This is a genomic window from Rahnella woolbedingensis (genome assembly GCF_003602095.1).
Taxonomy (GTDB): domain Bacteria; phylum Pseudomonadota; class Gammaproteobacteria; order Enterobacterales; family Enterobacteriaceae; genus Rahnella; species Rahnella woolbedingensis.
In genome coordinates, this window is record NZ_RAHH01000043.1 from 1 (window position 1) to 18,769 (window position 18,769).

The following is an 18,769-nucleotide window of genomic DNA, read 5'->3' on the forward strand; positions in this document are numbered from 1 at the left end:
TAATAAATTAAATTATCCATTTTAAATATCAATAATGGCAATTAGTTATGAGCGAAAACGTTTATTTTAAATGTTTCTGATTGTCGATACAGGGGTTTGAATCCCATTCGTGAGAAAATGTACGCTAAGTGTATTTTTTGAACGATAGTGTTAGATTAGTTCATAGACATTCTTCTTGATGTGTCAGGAAATTAGGAAAAAACCTTAATCTGACAGGTTTTTTTGTTTATCCTGACGTCAGCTTGATGTGTACTTAAAACTGACAATACAGAAGGTTACGCTCTTAGCGTACGTTCCGTTCCATTGGGCTTCGAACCCCCCATGACTACTATTAGATGCCTGTACTAAAAGGTTCGATTTCGGACACAAAAACGTAGTAGCGCCGCAATTCAAGGAACAGGCAAGAGCGCATTGGTTAAAAAGTAGCCTTAGCGTGGTTTGTTTTCCGTATTCCAAGCGGAGCCCAACAGGGACGAACTGTGATCTTACCCACATAAAGTGGACGCGCCCCTAAGCAAGGTTCTGGTTTTAAATAATTAAGAATAATCACAAAGAGTTGTGAATCACTAGCAATTATGTCCCTTTATCCACTTATCTTTATACATAATCACCATAAGCAAGAGTCATTAAAGGATTAAGCGCCATGACCGTTAACTAATAGACACTCATCATACTTCACACTTCAATTGTCTGCATTCGTCCCAGCCACTGGTTTTATTAAAAATAATTTTAACAACAACGATCACATATCTAATTAATTGACCAAAAATAATAAAGCATTCTCCTGTAGTATTAAGAATACTGAACTCCGGAAATTTTTAAAAAAATGAAAATCACTCCCTTACCCCCGTTAAATAGTTTGGTTGCATTTGAAGCCGCTTCCCGCCACCTTAGTTTTACGCTGGCGGCTCATGAGTTAAATGTCACGCAAGGCGCTATTAGTCGGCAAATTCGCCATCTGGAAGATTTCCTGGGTTCTGCCCTGTTCAGCCGTATCAATCGAAATATTCAATTGACGATGACCGGGTTGCAATATCGTAAGGCTATTAACATGGCGCTGGTCGATATTGCCAGTGCAACAGGAGAGGTAAAAAAATGGCAAGGCGAGAATAAAGTCACAGTCTCCACCACCAGTGCAATGGCGGCATTATGGCTATTGCCCCGGATTGCCAGCTTTCAGAATGAGCATGAGGAGATTGATTTGCGTATTATGGCTTCCGACAGTATTCAGGATTTACGCCAACAGGAGTGTGATTTCAATTTATTCTATTGCCGAACCCCTCCTGAAAATATGCAAGCTTCCGCGCTGTTCTCTGAGGTCGTATTTCCGGTTTGCAGCCCGGATTACCTGCAAAAGGTTGGCCCGCTATCGTCACCGGAAGAGATTTTTAGTAAAACATTACTTTTTCTCGAGGATTCTCATACCGACTGGTTAAGCTGGGAACAGTGGTTTACTGCTGTTCACCTTCCGCAATTTACCCCTAAAAACCGTCTGAATATCAACAACTACCCGATGCTGCTGCAGGCTGCAATCAATGGTCAGGGCGTCGCATTAGCGTGGGGTGAACTCTCTGAAAATTATCTGGAATCTGGTGCCCTGATCCGCCCGGTAAACCAGACGTTAAGAACCACTTCCTATTTTTCGATGCTGGAAGCAACTGACACTGGCCGAGTCACTGCCAGTGTCAGACTATTCCGCGAATGGCTGCTAAATCAACGTCCTGCGACGGTGAGTGTCGCACTACTCTTTTTTCTTCTGCATCAGTACTGGTTTCATGTTGTGCAATGAGCTAACCGGGCCATCCATGGCTTCCGGCTCAGGACGGACATGTTGAGGCAACATCATCCACGGCAGCGGCTCTCGACGAATGGAGTGGAATAGAGTTAATGTCATTAGCATAATGAAGATCGCGACCGGGAAACCGGCAATAATTGATGCGGTTTGCATCACATGCAGCCCTCCGGCATACAGCAGAACAGCGGCAAGGACAGCAATGATGATCCCCCACAGAACTCTGATAAAGGACGGCGGTTCACTATGTCCTCCGGCATCCAGAATACAAAGCACTAAGGTCCCGGAATCTGCAGAAGTAATAAAGTAAGTGCCTAATAACACACAAGCCAGGATGCTTAGCACGCCACTCAATGATGAGTAAGGTAAGTTATCAAACAGGGCAAACAGCGCCCGGGTAGTATCTTTTTTAGTGGCCAGCAGAATTGGCCCACCACTAAACGCCGGGGTATCGGCCTGGGTGGTCTGTTGTTGCACAACACTGGTTTCATGATGATGGCGGGCGTCCTGCTCAATTTTCAGTGCTGTGCCGCCAAAGACAGCAATCCAGATAAAAGTGATCAGCGTTGGCACAATCAATGCCCCCCCAATCAGTTCCCGGATTGTCCGCCCACGAGAAATGCGGGCGATAAACATGCCCACAAAAGGAGCCCATGTCATCCACCAGGGCCAATAATAGGCAGTCCAGGTATTTTGCCAGCCAGAATCTTTTTGCGTGTCACTCCAGAAGCTTAAACCAACTATATTTTGAATATAATCACCGGAACTCTCCAGGAAAGTATTCAAAATATATCGGGTTGGCCCGACACAGAGCACGATCATAACGATGAATAATGAGAGCAACATGTTTAACTCAGACAACCGACGGATCCCTTTCCCTACCCCCGATAATACTGATGAAACAGCTAACGTGCAGAGCACCACAATAATCAGTAACTGAACCCCCAGCCCAATATGAATACCCAGCGCCTGATTTAACCCAGAGTTAATCTGAATGACCCCCATGCCCAGGGTTTGCGAAATCCCGAATGCCGTGACAGCGACCGTTAAAATATCGACAACATGACCAATGGGGCCATAAATACGGTCACCAATTAGGGGGTAGAGGATCGAGCGTAAGGTTAGCGGCAGATTTTTTCGGTAGGAAAAATAGGAAAGTGCGAGAGCGACAATAATAAATACCGACCAAGGATGCAGTCCCCAGTGGAAAAAGGTCATGCGCATTGCCGTACTGGCTGATTCATCACTGAGCGGTGGGGAGAATGGATTACCCGCGTAGTGCCACATAGGCTCGGCAACCGACCAGAATATTAAGCCAATCCCCATACCGCCAGAAAAGAGCATCGCGACCCAGGATATATAGCTGAACTCCGGCTTTTCATCATCTTTGCCCAGTCTGATATGGCCATAACGACTAACCATCAGATAAAAAAGGAAAAAAAGGACTACTGAAACAAGACCTATATAGAACCACTTCATGCTGTAGAGAAGTGCATTAGAAATATCTTCGAAGTATTTACCTGTTTTATTAGCCAGTATCGCGCAAAATAAAACAAAACTTATCACCAGTATTTTCGAAACAATTGTGACTGTTGGGTTTAATCCCTTCAATAATCCGGATGTCGCTCTCATAGGCGCTTCTCACTCCTCAAAAATCACGGATAGCCGTGTCTATTTGTTTATTTTTTGTTAAATCCATTTGAGGGTAGAGAGCCATTCCGCTCATTTCAACGGATAAATACTCATTTATTCATGACAAAAAGTCATGCAAACAACCAATAAATAGCCCGACCAGTGAATATTTAGTGCGTTATTTTCTTTTGATGAGTTTTTCTCATGTGTTGCTGGCCAAAAAGTCGCTTGTTTGTTGCGAGATTGTTACACACAATCTTATTTTATCCAGCATCCCTACTCGCGGGCAGGACAAAGACCAACAACACTTTATTTCTGGAGAGCGATAGATGAACAATGTTAAGCAATCTCTTATTCCTGTTGAATATGTTGATCGAGTATTAACAGAGATCCATGATGCCACCGGCATGCCTAATGATGCTTACACCAGTAAAGATTATTTTTGTTTTGAACGCGATAACGTACTGGGTAAAACCTGGACCTGTATCGGCTTCAGTGCCGACCTGTCCAGCAATGGTTTTGTTAAGCCCGTCGACTTTATGCACCTGCCATTGTTAATAATGAAAAACCGCCTCGGGGAGATTCAGGTTTTCCATAATGTCTGTAGCCACCGGGGAATGAAATTAGTCCATGAAAGCGGTCCTGTTCAGGGGGTACTCCGTTGCGCTTATCACTCCTGGACTTATGATCTTGATGGCAATTTAAAAGGCACGCCCCATGTCGGGGGGATTGGTCAGCACAAAGATGAACGCTTCAAATGTGAGAAGCATGGCTTAAAACCACTCCGCTCCGCCGTCTGGATGGGCATGGTGTTTATTAATCTCTCTGGCGATGCCGAAGCCTTTTCCCACCATATCGCCCCACTGGAACAACGCTGGCAAGCTTTCCTCGGTGAGCAAGGTTTGTCACTGTTACGTCAGGTGGCGAGTGGCGGCAGCCTGCAGATAGGGGTCAACAGCAACTGGAAACTCGCTGTGGAAAATTACTGCGAGGCCTATCACCTGCCCTGGGTCCACCCGGCTCTCAATAGCTACTCACGGCTGGAAGATCACTACAACATCATGTTTAGCGAACGCTTCGCCGGCCAGGGGAGTACCGCTTACAACCTCTCCGCAACAGCAGGCACTCATCTGCCCGAGTTCCCAGACTGGCCTGCGGAGAAAACACGTCATGCCGAATATGTCGCGCTCTTCCCCAATGTGCTGCTGGGCATACAGGTCGATCACGCCTTCGCGATGATGATAGAGCCGATTAGCGCAGAAAAGAGCATTGAACATCTGCGACTGTTTTACGTTGGCGATGAAGCGACGACAGAACAATACGCAGCCTGCCGTCAGGCTACCCTGGAGTCCTGGCGGGTCGTTTTCGGTGAGGATATCTCCGCAGTGGAAGGTATGCAGCAGGGGCGCGCTTCACCAGGTTTTAACGGCGGGGTCTTCTCACCTGAAATGGATGTGCCGACACACTTTTTCCAGAAGTGGTTGGCTTCCAGGGTTAAACAGGCGCTGAGGGCATAAGTGATGGAACACTATCTCAACTATATCGCTGACCACTGGTGTGATGCCTCCCGTCGCCTGACGATTTACAATCCGGGCAGTGCTGAACCCTACGCCACCATCGCTCTGGCAGATAAGCAGGATGCGGATCATGCAATGAGTGCCGCCAGAGCATGTGTCCGTTCAGGGGCATTATCTGATGTACGCCCGGCACAACGTGCCCGCTGGCTGCTGGAAGCGGCACGGGAGATACGCGAAGTCGCGGAACATGGCGCACAGGTTTGCAGCCAGGAAAATGGAAAACGATTGCAGGACGCTCATGACGAATTCATGGAGGCCGCTCGCTATTTCGAATACTACGCAGGCATGGCCGATAAACTGGAAGGCGCATCCATCCCTTTGGGGCAGGATTACCTCGATTTCACGCAGCATATTCCCTATGGCGTGTCAGTACAGATTGTTCCGTGGAATTTTCCGGTCTCTATTTGTGCCCGTTCGCTGGCCCCTGCGTTAGCCGCAGGCAATGCGGTGGTGATCAAGTCACCAGAACTGTCACCACTGGCCGTGACTCTGTTGACTGGAGCCATCATTCGGGCCGGTTTCCCTGAAGGGGCCATCCAGTTGCTGTGTGGCGAAGGTTCAGAGGTCGGCAGCCATCTTGTCCAGCACCCCGAGGTCGATCAGATCGTGTTTACCGGCTCTGTCGCCACTGGCCAATCCATCCTGCGCAATGCGGCAACCAGAGCCACTCCAACAGTGATGGAGCTGGGAGGCAAATCCGCTGCTATCGTGCTGGCCGATGCCGGGCTAACTACCCTGCTGCCCAGCGTCCGAAACGGCATCTTTTTTAACGCCGGACAGGTTTGCTCAGCCTTATCTAGACTGCTTATTCATCAGTCACGCTATGAGGAAGTGAAGGCTGCCGTTGTTTCTCTGGCGGCGTCGTTGCTGGTTGGCACAGCAAACGATGCCATCGCAGAACTCACTCCGTTGATTTCGCGGGAGCAGCAATTGCGGGTACTGGCATTCATTGAGCAGGCAAAAGCGGAAGGCGCAAAGGTGCTGACCGGTGGCTATGCGCCTGACAGAGCAGGCTACTTTGTGGCTCCGACGGTTATCGAGGCCACCCCACAAATGCGCATAGCTCAGGAGGAGGTTTTCGGTCCGGTGCTGGTCATTATGCCGTTCAGATCACCGCAGCAAGCGATTGAGATTGCCAACGGCACGGTCTTTGGGCTGGTCGCTGGGGTCTTTGGCAACAATCTGGATGAGACGCTCAATGTCGCCCGGCAACTGAGGGGTGGCCAGGTCTTCGTCAATGAGTGGTTTGCCGGTGGCATCGAGACACCTTTCGGTGGGGTTGGGCTCTCCGGTTTTGGGCGGGAGAAGGGGCAGGAGGCTATCTACGGTTATGTCCATACCCGAAATATCGCCATCCGTCTGAGGTCGGCCTCCGTCAGCGGTGCGCCAGCGTGTTGTCAGCACAGCGGAAACTAAAGAAATTACCGGAGATCCTCATGGCGAATAAAAAGTGGTTCTGTCTGATTTGCGGCTTTATTTATGACGAGGCAAAGGGGTGGCCAGACGAAGGCATTCCGCCAGGCACCGCATGGGAAGCCGTACCGGATGACTGGTTATGCCCTGAATGCCTGGTTGGCAAAGCTGATTTTGAGATGGTCGAGATGAACGAAGATCAGGCGGCTACCTGCTCGTCACTCCTCCAGAATAGCACAGCGAGTGCAGTGGAAACCAAGCTATTACCTGTGGTGATCATCGGCAGTGGTCATAGTGGTTACTCCCTGGCCGTAGCACTACGGGCACAATACCCGGCGTTGCCGATCACTATTTTCACGGAAGATAGCGGTGCAATCTACAGCAAACCTGCCCTCTCCTGTGCGCTCGCGGCGGGAAAAACGGCCACTCAATTACACCAGAGTACGGCGCTCGAATGGGAAAAAAAGCTCAATATTCGCCTCTATCCCCACACTCAGGTGCGACATATTGACAGGCAGAATCAGCGCCTGGAGACCAGCATTGGCCCCTGTGATTATGGCCGTCTGGTACTGGCTACCGGGGCATCGCCGATAACCCCAGCGATTGCGGGTGCCACCCCCACCTTTTTGAGCGTTAATCATCTGCATGATTATGCCCGCTTTCGGCAGGATATTGCCGGGCAGAGTCACATCACCATCCTTGGGGACGGTCTGATTGGCTGCGAATTTGCCCACGACTTAGCCACTTCAGGTTTTAAGGTGACGGTCGTTGGTCTGGGGCGCTGGCCAATGTCGACATTTCTGCCTCAACCTGTGGGGGTGGGATTGCAAAATGCCTTGTGCGATATCGGCGTGACCTGGCACCTTAATACCACCATCGTCAACGCCTCAACGAGCATCGACGGCTCCCGGCGGTTAACCTTGAGCAATGGCGAAACTTTGCATACCGACAGGGTGCTGAGTGCCACCGGTCTGAGGCCGAACGTCGCACTGGCGCAACAATGCAACCTTAACGTGCAAAAAGGGATTTGCGTCAATCGCTACGGACAGACAAACGATGAGGCCATTTTCGCCCTCGGTGATTGCGCGGAATACCCCTGCGGCTGGCGTCCTTATATCGCCCCGATCAATCAGGCGATACCGGCCCTGGTTCGCAGCCTTACCGGCACGCTGACCCCGATCGATTTAACCCCCTGTCCGGTGATCGTCAAAACCCCCACCGCTCCGCTGTGCTTCTCGACGCCGTTATTGCCAGGTGAGTGGCGGATCGAGTATCACGATAACAGCATCATGGCGCTCCATTATGACGATAACGACATGCTAAGCGGCTTCGCCCTGTTTGGCGCAGGCATCCAGCAGCAGCGCAATGACTGGATGACCGCGGTGCTCCACACCAGTGCCCGGAAATATATTGAGGAAGAGAGATGATCCATTTACCCAATGATGATAACTGTTGCGGCTGGTACGCTTCCCTCCCTCCTTCAGCGATACAAAAGAGACTTAACGGGGATGAGAAAGCCGATTTTGTGGTGGTGGGCGCAGGCTTTGCCGGTTTAGCCATCGCTCGTCGCCTTGCTCACCATGCCCCCACAGCCAGAATTTTGCTGATCGACGCCCAACAGGTCGGCCAGGGCGCGTCAGGACGAAACTCAGGTTTTGTTATCGATCTACCGCATAAATTTGCTCTCGAACACCCCAACCCCGAGCATAAACAAAAAATTCTGCGCCTTAACCGCTACGCAATTTCCTTGCTGGTAACGCTGATAGAGCAGCACAATATCGACTGTCAGTGGTCGGCAACGGGGAAATATCAGGGTGCAGTGGGTCGTCGAGGGCAGGCCAGACTCGACCATTTTGCCCAACTGATGCGTGAGTTGGGTGAACCCTGCCATAACGTTGAGGGTAAAGCACTCTCCGCTGTACTGGGCACCAGCTACTACCAGCGTGCTATTTACACCCCTGGCAGCTACCTTATGCAGCCTGCAGCACTGGTGCGTGGCCTGGCGGATAACCTGCCGGAGAACGTTGAACGTTTTGAAAACTCGCCGATTCGCTCACTCAGCAGGGAGGGTAAACGCTGGCTGTTACAGGGCGATCATGGCAGCGTCAGTACGCCGACGCTGCTGCTGGGCACCAGTATTTTCACCCGCGAATTTGGCTGGCTAAAGCACCGTCTGTTGCCAGTGATGACCTTTGCCAGTTGGACCCGGCCCCTAAACGAGACGGAAACAGATCGCTATGGCGGGCAACTGAACTGGGGGCTGACACCCGCCGATCATGCGGGGACGACCCTGCGAATGACGATAGATGGGCGGATAATGGTTCGCAATACGTATAAGTATGTCCCGCAGTATGGTCACAGTGTGAGCAATTCCCTACGCCAGAAAATCCAGCAGGAGCATCGGCAGGCATTTTTAGCCCGCTATCCGGAGCTGGAAGCGGTGCCTCTCACTCACACATGGGGTGGAACGTATGCGATATCACGCAATTTTACCAACTTCTTCGGTCAGCTTGATGACGGGGTATATGCCTGTGCCTGTGATAACGGCGTCGGCGCAGCCTGGGGGACGGTTTCAGGTACTTTGCTGGCAGATCTGGCGGCGGGTGTGGATTCATCGCTGTTAGCGGATATTCAGGCCGTTACGGGAATGCCTGCACTTAACCCGCCCGAGCCCTTTCTCGGCCTGGGCGTGCGCAGTAAAATCCGCTTTGCAAAATGGCAAAGCAGAAGCGAGCTATAGGGCACTGTTGCAAAGCTCGCACCGCTGACAAAATTTGCTGTCTTTTTAACCCGCGAGGCTAATCATGAACGTATTCAAGGGTCGGCATTTCAGCCGTGATATTATTCTGTGAGCGGTACGCTGGTACTGTAAATACGGTATCAGTTATCGTGCGTTGCAGGAGATGCTGGCCGAACGCGGTGTCAGCGTCGACCACACCACGCTTTACCGCTGGGTTCAGCGTTATGCCCCTGAAATGGAGAAACGTCTCCGCTGGTAATGGCGTCAACCTTCCGGATTTAGCTCATGGCATCTGGATGAAACTTATATAAAAATTAACGGCAGATGGGCTTATCTGTACCGCGCAGTCGACAGCAGAGGCTGTACTGTTGATTTTTATCTCTTCTCACGCCGCAACAGTAAATCCGCATACCGTTTTATGGGGAAACTCCTGAATAATACGAAACGCGGGCAAATTCCACGGCTGATTAATACCGATAAAGCCCCGACATACGGGCGGGCACTGACGTTATTGAAGCTAGAAGGAGAATGTCCGCCGGATGTGGAGCATCGACAGATAAAGTACCGGAACAACGTGATTGAGTGCGATCACGGCAAGCTGAAACGGATAATCAATGTCACGCAGGGATTTAAATCCATGAAGACGGCTTACGCCACGATTAAGGGCATTGAAGTGATGTGCGCGCTGCGCAACGGCCAGGCCGAATCATTTTACTTTGGTCATCCCCTGGGCGAGATGCGTCTGGTGAGCAGAGTTTTTGAAATGTAAGCCTTTATTATAAGGATGGAGTCTTGTCCAACTTCATATTTGCAACAGTGCCTGTCTGGGAGCAACGTCACCTGATGTCTGCCTTGACCTTTAATGTAGTGAGTCAAATCTATACCCGCAATATCTAATCATATGCTTTTAATTTTGTTACATAAAGTAGGTTGCTGCATGGGTTTATCAATAATGGTTGTTCATATAAAGCCACTGCTTAGAGCAAAAAAGTGATCAGCAGTTTTAACACAGCCTGGGCACACACCCGCCGTAGTGGAGAGTGAGGAGCGGAAGTTCGATTGCCGTATGTTCTCTAAATATGAATGGTACGAGTATGCGGGATACTTACAATACCAGCGTATGCACCAGTCCAGGAAGCAGATAAATTCTTTCCGCATCGTGCCGCTCAATTTCTTCCGTAGTACATTTCAATTGTTCCATCAGCTTTTCTGTAAAGTAGCTTCTGTTTTAATTTAATTGATTTTAAATTTCAGCGAATTTAATCCTCATGTGACTTTTGCCTCTTTTTTGGAACTCCTGAAACATAACACTTTGATTTTTTTCTTTCCCCTTGTAAGGTTTATTGCACGAGTTTCAGGTTTTTTATAGATCCTCCGAAGGTTTATATTTCTGAGCGTGAATTAAAAATGGTTAACTTCGTGCATATTATTAGCGCAGTAATTAAAAAATATAGGTAGAACACCAAATGCTATCGCGCTGAGAATAGTGTCAATGGGGTGTTGTAATGCTGAATGGGCAGAACCATTCAGAAATCGACACATTGAAAATGATGGATCTTTGTAGATAAATAATTTTTAGAGTGGCGATCGTTTAGCGCTTTCATACAACACAACGCACAACCACAGGAAGATGAGATAATGACTAAACAACAAAATACTCTGCAATTTGGCGATGTGGCAATCCATATTCTGAGCACCAGCGATGAACTGACCGTTGCGGATTTAGACCTTCCTGCGGGGGCCGTGGCGAGCATTCATCAGCACCCACATGAGGAGGTGAACTACGTGGTGAGTGGGGTTCTGGATTTTATGTGTAACGGCGAAGTGACCACGCTTCGTGCTGGAGAGGCAATCCGCATACCGCCCAATCATTCACACAATATCGTCTGTCACCCGGATGCCCCGGGGAAAGTTCTGACAGCCTGGACGCCATCGCGTCAAGATCTGATCGCCAAACTGACCAAATCCACTAAATGACTGGCCTGCCTGAAACTGAACTCGAGCAAATCCGCCATTAATATATGAGGTTGGGACTGCCCAACCCCCTCTTTTTAGCGAATCAGGCGGAGTAACCCCTGCTCCAGTAATCCTCGTGCAGCACCATAGATTTCAAATTCATGACTGCGGTGGCCGGCTATCAACTCAGGGACTGGCATATCGATGAAATGACAACGTTGCATAAAGTTGTCATAAAATTGTGCCCATAGCCCGGGATTGGCCATGAAAGGGCCAGAGATAATAATGCGTTGCGGGAAGAACAAACGACAGAGATTGTCCACTACATCGCCCATTAACGAAACAGCGCGTTGCATAGTGGAGGACGTAGTCAGTGGCAGAGTTTTAAACAGACTGGCACTGCGGATCTCATCATCCTGAAGATTAAATTTATCCTGCAGCAGTTCCGGCCCCAGAGCCCAGAGTGCCGTCCAAGTTTCCAGGCAGCCAGTGTTACCACAGCAACACAATTTCTGTTCTGGCAAAGTAGTTCGCCAGTGCCCCACTTCCCCAAAACCATAGCCACCTTCTGCCAGCACACCATTTTTGGCAAACGCCATGCCGACACCATAACCCCAGTGTAACAACAGTGTGCTTTCCGGTGATCTGACCTGACGGGCGATAAGCTCCGCATCCATCGTCCGGGTGATGGCCAACGGCGTTTCGCCATCAGCAAAGAGACCATCGAGCGCGAGTTGTTTCATTCGTGGCCAGCGTGCACAGAAAACCCAGCGGGCATTCTGCCGATCCAGCAGCCCCGGAAGAGAGAAACTGATCCCGGCCAGCAATGCTCCCGCCGGTATTGCGGGTCTGACCTTCGCATGGAGTTGCTTAAAGATCAGCTGCAAAGCGCTATTATCGCCATCAGCCGGCGCCAGCATCTGCTCCTGTTGCAGGATTTGCCCGGCGAGATTAACGCACACCACCTGCAAATATTGACTCACCACTTTAAAGACCAGCACCACTATTCGGTGCGGATTGACCACCAGACTGATAGAAGGACGGCCACGACCTTGACGAGGCGTGGCGCTTTCAATGACAAGCCCTTGTTCGATTAATGCCGCGATATGCTCTGAGACGGTTGTCGAGCGCATACCAAAACGCACAACAGCATCACGACGTGAGGAGATATGGCCTTGCTGGATAGCCAGAAACAAACGCAGGGGGTCATTGCCATCAATGGCTGGGCTGTCAGGGAAAATCGGTTCAGGAAACATGCGCTTATCCATTAAGATGTAGATTGCCTGCTGCTGAGGCAATCTACATATAACGCATTCATCCGGCCATTACCAGTTTACAGCGTAACAGGTTGTCCAAGCTGCAAACTGCGGTCGATAGCGGCACCAATGCGCGTTGATGCCATCGCACTTTCGCCATCCGGATATTTGCCCTGCAGCTGAGAAAGTGTGACCTCACCGCGTTTGAGCAGCGCAATCAGTTCGAGGAAATAGAGCATGGAACTGAAGGTATAACCCTGCATCTGTGGTCCCCACACCGGGTGTTGATACTCCTGTGCACCAAAGGCGTTAATCACCTGGCTCTCCGCGCTGTCACTGGTGGCACAAAACATCCCCCGATCCTGGCTGTCGACTTCAGCAATCCCCTCCTGCCCCACCACACGGATCTGTTGATTGACAATCGAGGGGAAGCTGTCCGGTAAGATCCAGGAGATATCAAAGGAGAACGTGGCACCGTTTGCAAAGGTGACTCGCGAACAAACGCTGTCCCAGGTATCGATCCCCAGCGAAGTGAGCTTGCCTTTGTGTCCCTGCGCAAACACGCTGACGGGCTGGCTGTCCAGCAACCACCACACCAGATCATAGAAGTGCACGCCAATAAACCACGACGGCGAGCTGCTGGCGGCCCACTTGCGTAACCACCCGGACGGCACGATAATTTTGTCTTCCATGCAGACATAGCCGTACTGAATTGGCCCTAGTTTTCCGGCGGAGATCTCCTGTTTCAGGCGCTGATGTGCGGGATCAAAACGTTTATGGAAATCAACAAACAGCATCACGTTATGCTCAGCGCAGGTATCAATCATCTTGCGCGCACGCGTCACATCAGTATCCAGCGGTTTTTGTGCCAGGACATGTAAGCCTGCGGCAGCAGCGGCCAGCACAACTTCGGCGTGGAGATGGTCCGGGGTGGCCACCGCAACGGCATCTAATGCTGCCTCCGCAAACATCTGCTGGTAGTGCTGATAACCCGCAATGGCGAAGTTTTCCCCCTGCCGTTTCAGTACATTTTCATCGAGGTCGGCCAGAGCAACCAAAGTCACTAACCCCTGACGATGGGCACCCGCGAAACACTTCAGCATCGCGGTGCCATAAACGCCACCACCAACCACACCAATACGAGGGACAGTCATACACAAAGCTCCTTACGTTGTTTGTTCAGTCATGGCGTACTGACGGTAAATATCGCCGACACGCACGCTTTCAATGTGGTGATCGTCGTTCCAGACGACTTCACCATCAGGGAGGGTAATGTTATGGCGGCGTAACGCGGGCTCAAGCAGCCGCCGTGGATTGTCACTGCTCATCGCAATGGCTTGCGCAAAGCTCGCCAGTTGCCAACGCAGCAGATTACGAATTGCGTTATCAAGCGTCAGACTCGAGCCCGCCAGATAGGGAGAGCCAGGCATCCGGACCACACCATCCGCAGAAAGCTCAATCGTCTGGTCAGCGAAAACGTAATGCCCGGGGTTCAATCCACCAGCAGCACTGGTTGCATCCGTCACCAGTATTGCGCGGGAAGTGGTTTTGCAGCGCAGCAGCATTTTCAGAGCAGCCGGGGGAATATGCAGACCATCTGCAATCAGGCCAGCAAACAGGTTATCGTTGGTAGCCTGGGCGACCAGCGTGTTATCAAATTTGGGCAGCAGGCGAGGAATACCGTTGCCCAGATGCGTGCTCATTGTCACACCATGCTCAACCGCGCGCGTGATTTGTTCGGCTGTCGCCATGGAGTGCCCCACGGCAAGAACAATGCCTGCAGCAGACATGGCATCGGCAAATTCCCCCTCCGGGTCAAACTCAGGAGCATAGGTAATTTTGAGGATCGGACGCGATAATGTTTGCTGAAGCTGGGCAATTAACGCCGCATCCGGCGCCGCCATTGCCTGTGGCGGGTGGCAACCGGCATAACCGTCCTGAGGGTTTAAAAATGGCCCTTCCAGATGGTATCCCGGCACCATCACCCGGGCGAGCGGACTGGCCGCGACCGCCTTGTCCAGAGCGAGAAAACGGCGACGCAACGTTGGCATATCTGCCGTAATCAAGGTAGGTAAGCAGCTGGTTACCCCTGTTGCAAGCATAGCCTCAAGTGCAAGGGTTAATTGTTCTGGCTGCAGTGTGGCGTCATTAAAATCTACCCCGGCAAAACCATTGACCTGTACATCGAATAATCCGGCCGTTTTTATCATCATAGTGCCCCATCTGACAGAGGCCGGGGTAACAGAGACGCCGATTCCGGCTCCAGATAGAGCGAACAATTCGGGTGTTGCTGTAACCAGGATGCGGGATACATCGCTGAAATGGGGCCGGCAACCGCTGCCGCCACAGCAGAGGCTTTACGGCTGTCAGGAACGGATAAAATGATGCATTTCGCCCGCGCTATCTGTTGTATCGACATTGAAATAGCATATTGCGGCACATCATCCAGCGTATCAAACCACCCCTCACCCAATTGTTGCTGACGACATTGTTCATCCAGCTTCACCCGGTGATAGGGTTCCTGCAGCTGAAAATCTGCCGGTGGATCGTTAAATGCCAGATGGCAGTTCTCACCAATGCCGGCAAAGCAGAGATCAATATCATGCTGGCGGATAAGATGATTCAGTCGTGCAATCTCTTCTGCTACCTCAGCGGTGCCGTCAATGCCGATAAATGCTTTTACCGGCGCCACACGATTAATCAGACGCTCTCTTAAATAACGCTGAAAACTGGCCGGGTGGCTGGCCGGCAGCCCAAGATATTCATCCAGATGGAAAATTGTTATCTTCGACCAGTCGATATCTTGCTGCTTAACCAGCGCATCCAGCATCCCGAACTGGCTCGCTCCCGTCGCCACGACCAGAGTGGCCTGCCCTTTTTCCTGCAACGTGGCACGAATGCGCGCAGCACCCGAGGTAGCCGCAGCAATGCCCAGTGCGCTTTTATTATTCTCAATGTGTAATTTCATTATTTGCTCCTGCGTCAGCAACCTTCACACGCTTAGCCCGCGTTAAAGGTGCAATTTTTCCGACGATGACGATAAAGGAGAACGCCCCGATAAACCCGAAGACACCAATTAACATCAGAGCATGTGAAAAGTTGTTTTCGTTACCGACCAGCAAACCCACCACAACCGGCATAATAATGCCTGCCAGATTTGCAGAACCATTCTGAATGCCCATGATCGCCGCAACGTGCCGACCGGTTGGCGCGATATCCAGACATAACGAACCAGAGTTTGAGGCGCAGAATGCGATACCCGAATACGAGAGGCAGAGCAATGCCATTGCCCATGCGCCTGAAGGCACAAATACTGCCAGCGCAATGCTGCTGCCTGCTAACATGCCAATGCAGATAACTATTTTGCGGGCGACAGAGAGTGAGACACCTCGTCTGACCAGATGATCCCCAAGCCAGCCCCCAAACAAGCCTCCAAACACGGCAGTTAACGGAGGCAGCATGCCGACAAATCCCACCTTGACCAGACTGAAGTGCAGCTCATTGATCAGATAGCTGGGCATCCAGGTGATAAAAAAGTAAGCGATAAAGTTAAGGCTAAAGCTACCCAACATCAGGCCCCAGACGGCCCGAAATTTGAAAAGTGATAGCCAGCTAATTTTCTCTTCTGTCGCGGGATCGATAGGGCGAGCACCGCCCTGTTCGATGTAAGTAAGTTCTTCCGCGTTAAGAGTGGGGTGCAGCCGGGGATCGCGATAAAACTTGATCCACAAGACAGCAAAAAGCAGCCCCAGTATTCCCGTGATAATGAACGATTCCCTCCAGCCCATCGTTTCAACAATCAGGATCACCAGCGGCAGCGACAATGCGCCCCCCACACGAGAACCGTTATCATAAATCGCCGTTGCCAGCGCACGTTCATGTTTAGGGAACCAGCGGCCTACCGCCGTAGCACATGACGGGTAGGCCCCTGCCTCACCGGCACCCAGTAAAAAACGCACCCCAAAAAGGCTCAGCATGCTACTGGCAAATGCCGTCGCGGCGGTAAGCGCCCCCCACCAGAGTGATGAAAAAGTGTACATAGCACGGGGACCGAATTTATCGGCCAGCCCGCCACCAAAAAACTGAAAAGCCGCATAGGCGTAGAAGAAGGCGCTTAGCGCCAGCCCCTGCTCGAAGGGTGTGAGGGATAAATCATGAGCCATACCCGGTAAGGCAACCCCAAGATTTGCACGGTCAATATAGTTAATCACCATGCCCAGAAAACAAAGTCCTACCACCATCCAACGGACATTCCCTGTTGGCCGGGCCATTTTTTTCGCTGTATGTTGCTGATAAGGCATAAATATTACCCCCTCTTACTGTTGTACTGATCAGAGTGGCCTTTTATTTTTCATAATGATTAAGACCATGATTGATTTCATTTAACTGATTAATTTTCAATTAGTTAAAAATATTAAAAATACAACAAATCAATATAAGAACGAGTATGTTCTAAAATGCAAAGATTGGACAGTCAATGAGCAAAAAAACACGCAAATGCTAGATGCGTACGCTTTGCGAACAGCATTCAGCCTGAGATTACGGGAGATAACCAATAAAAACACTGCAAAACAGCCACAAAACCGCTTATATCTGCTGGGTGGGTTATTGGTGGGAGGTGGGGTTAAATACCTGCAACATGGTCCCGGGAGGGTGCTTACAAAAGGAATGTATCTGGTAATTATTAAAGCAAAACAGGGATTTTATTAACTGTTTAATATGTCAGATAGCCTGCGAAAACTGGCTATCTGACCATAATAGCGGAAGTATTACTTCACAACGTCAACCGTCGGGAAGGTGTACTTGCCTGCCTGGACGTCTTTGCTTGGCCCATACATACGCATAACAACGTAAGTATCTTTTTCTGGGATCGGCAACCAGTTAGGGTTATTTGCGTCACCTTTCGCACTCATTTCAATCGTGTACATGCCGTCTGCATCTGGTTTAAGAGTACGATCACCACGGCTATGGCGGTTGATTTCGTTATGGGCCATCAATTTAGTATCAGATGCATAAGCAGTAAATGACCAGAACTGGCTTACGTCCGGTGCTTTGAAACGCATACGATATTTTTTACCATTCGCACCGCTAATATTCTGACCATCTGCGCCTTTCACAGCTTGCAGGTACACAGATTCATCCGGTGGTAATCCCCACTGACCGATAAAGGTGCCTTCTGCGAACAAGTCACGCTGACCATTCTGCAATTCTTCACGAGTACCCAACAGCTTGCCGGCGACGGTCATTTTAGGTGCCAACGCGGTCAGATGAGCCATACCCAGTTTTTCACCTTTCTTCGAAGCTTCGATCTGCTCAGTAGTAAAATCCTGCTTACAGGGTGCCAGACCCACGTCTTTGTATTGATCCAACCATTTTTTATCTGCCGTGCCCATGTCTCCTTCACACAACACGAAGTTTACACGCTGCAACCAGTTGGTTTTAGCCGGGTCTGGGTAAGTCCGTTCTTTTGCTTTCGGTCCAGGTGCACCCAAATACGCAGAAAGCGTTCTGATATTCCAGTCATCCATATAGTTAAGAGCGACTTTAGTATCCTCAGGGCTTGTCGCCATGAGTCGTCCCATCACCTTGATAATATCAGAATCAACACGGATCACCTCAGTAACGCTGGCAGGAACTTCACCTTTCCACGCTTTAGAAGCAAACATGAAATGCCCGCCTTTAGTGCCACGGGTACGGGAACCGATCATTGACGTGGTGTAGTGTCCCATGTCCATGGTGTGCAGCACCCAGTAACGGCCTTTGTCCATATCAGGAACGCTGACAATAACAGGCTCGGCGGCAACATCTAACCAACCCTGCAAATGCAGCGTATCGTTATTGATTGTTGGATGGTCGGTGTAGGTGTCATCTGCAAGATGGCGGATGTTCTGGAAACGGTTCATCGGTGTATCAGTTTTCACCGCGGTTTCATAAAAGAACTTGTAGGCTTCATCCATTGAGTAACCATAGATGTAGGCATCTTCCGCGTGTTTATCAGAAATCTGCTGCGCAAATGCAACGTTGCTGGTCATAATCAATACCAGCGGGAGGAGAATTTTTTTCATCGCTGTATCCTTTTAAGGCGGTCTTCTAGAAGTATAGCGCTACTTTTAAATACTGAGTGGGAGCGGGATGTTTATTATCATTAAAATCAGTCCTTTGATATTAATGGTTTGTTTATTTTTAAATATGTCGTACAGGGGGAGTTTAATGATATGAGCGCATCGAAGGCTATATTGACAGGAACAGCAGCAGTTCACTGACCCGATTTACCGGCCAGTCTGCAATAACGTCAAGGACATGATGGTGGTCTCCGGTTGCTCCTCCAATTGGAATACAAAGAAGATCAACAGAGGAGAAAAAAATTCAAAAAAATCCCCGGCGTGAATGCCAGGGATTTGTG

Annotated in this window: 13 protein-coding genes and 1 pseudogene; 7 read left to right on the forward strand and 7 right to left on the reverse strand. The window is 50.1% G+C overall.

All coding sequences use genetic code 11. From position 1 onward, the window contains the following. Positions 1 to 826 precede the first annotated feature (826 nt). A complete protein-coding gene (locus tag D6C13_RS23540) occupies positions 827 to 1,789 on the forward strand; it encodes a LysR substrate-binding domain-containing protein (RefSeq protein ID WP_120135091.1) in 963 nt (320 codons plus the stop codon). Here D6C13_RS23540 and D6C13_RS23545 read toward each other — a convergent pair. Beyond that, positions 1,742 to 3,424 (reverse strand): BCCT family transporter, encoded by a 1,683-nt coding sequence (locus D6C13_RS23545; RefSeq protein WP_120135092.1) that lies wholly within the window; start codon positions 3,422 to 3,424, stop codon positions 1,742 to 1,744. The two genes, D6C13_RS23540 and D6C13_RS23545, sit on opposite strands and share 48 nt — an antisense overlap. A 329-nt stretch (positions 3,425 to 3,753) precedes the next feature. Here D6C13_RS23545 and D6C13_RS23550 point away from each other — a divergent pair, with 329 nt between their 5' ends. From D6C13_RS23550 to D6C13_RS23575, 6 genes and pseudogenes are all read left to right on the forward strand, one after another. Continuing rightward, entirely contained in the window at positions 3,754 to 4,941 is a 1,188-nt protein-coding gene (locus D6C13_RS23550) for an aromatic ring-hydroxylating oxygenase subunit alpha (RefSeq protein WP_120135093.1), read from the forward strand. Between the two features lie 3 nt (positions 4,942 to 4,944). Continuing rightward, positions 4,945 to 6,417, forward strand: a complete 1,473-nt coding sequence (locus D6C13_RS23555) for an aldehyde dehydrogenase family protein (protein ID WP_120135094.1) — start codon at positions 4,945 to 4,947, stop codon at positions 6,415 to 6,417. 20 nt (positions 6,418 to 6,437) lie between these two features. Then, on the forward strand, positions 6,438 to 7,841 hold the full coding sequence (locus tag D6C13_RS23560; protein WP_120135095.1) for an FAD-dependent oxidoreductase: 1,404 nt from the start codon (positions 6,438 to 6,440) through the stop codon (positions 7,839 to 7,841). Next, positions 7,838 to 9,154, forward strand: coding sequence for an NAD(P)/FAD-dependent oxidoreductase (locus D6C13_RS23565; protein WP_120135096.1), 1,317 nt, complete (start codon positions 7,838 to 7,840; stop codon positions 9,152 to 9,154). The genes D6C13_RS23560 and D6C13_RS23565 overlap by 4 nt, the downstream gene beginning before the upstream one ends. A gap of 64 nt (positions 9,155 to 9,218) precedes the next feature. Then, a pseudogene (locus D6C13_RS23570) lies at positions 9,219 to 9,923 on the forward strand (IS6 family transposase). A gap of 869 nt (positions 9,924 to 10,792) precedes the next feature. Further along, positions 10,793 to 11,131 carry a cupin domain-containing protein gene (locus D6C13_RS23575; RefSeq protein ID WP_120135097.1) on the forward strand — a complete coding sequence of 113 codons (339 nt, stop codon included), beginning with the start codon at positions 10,793 to 10,795 and terminating at the stop codon, positions 11,129 to 11,131. A gap of 74 nt (positions 11,132 to 11,205) precedes the next feature. Here D6C13_RS23575 and D6C13_RS23580 read toward each other — a convergent pair whose 3' ends face one another. From D6C13_RS23580 to D6C13_RS23610, 6 genes are all read right to left on the reverse strand, one after another. Next, positions 11,206 to 12,366: an ROK family protein gene (locus D6C13_RS23580; protein WP_167458074.1), complete on the reverse strand. Its 1,161-nt coding sequence runs from the start codon at positions 12,364 to 12,366 to the stop codon at positions 11,206 to 11,208. 77 nt (positions 12,367 to 12,443) lie between these two features. Then, a complete protein-coding gene (locus D6C13_RS23585; RefSeq protein WP_120135099.1) occupies positions 12,444 to 13,520 on the reverse strand; it encodes a Gfo/Idh/MocA family protein in 1,077 nt (358 codons plus the stop codon). A gap of 12 nt (positions 13,521 to 13,532) precedes the next feature. Further along, entirely contained in the window at positions 13,533 to 14,579 is a 1,047-nt protein-coding gene (locus D6C13_RS23590) for an N-acetylglucosamine-6-phosphate deacetylase (RefSeq protein WP_120135100.1), read from the reverse strand. Beyond that, positions 14,576 to 15,334 (reverse strand): glucosamine-6-phosphate deaminase, encoded by a 759-nt coding sequence (locus tag D6C13_RS23595; RefSeq protein ID WP_120135101.1) that lies wholly within the window; start codon positions 15,332 to 15,334, stop codon positions 14,576 to 14,578. The genes D6C13_RS23590 and D6C13_RS23595 overlap by 4 nt, the downstream gene beginning before the upstream one ends. Next, entirely contained in the window at positions 15,318 to 16,667 is a 1,350-nt protein-coding gene (locus tag D6C13_RS23600; protein ID WP_120135102.1) for an MFS transporter, read from the reverse strand. The genes D6C13_RS23595 and D6C13_RS23600 overlap by 17 nt, the downstream gene beginning before the upstream one ends. A 468-nt stretch (positions 16,668 to 17,135) precedes the next feature. Beyond that, positions 17,136 to 18,431: a DUF1254 domain-containing protein gene (locus tag D6C13_RS23610; RefSeq protein ID WP_120135104.1), complete on the reverse strand. Its 1,296-nt coding sequence runs from the start codon at positions 18,429 to 18,431 to the stop codon at positions 17,136 to 17,138. Positions 18,432 to 18,769 lie beyond the last annotated feature (338 nt).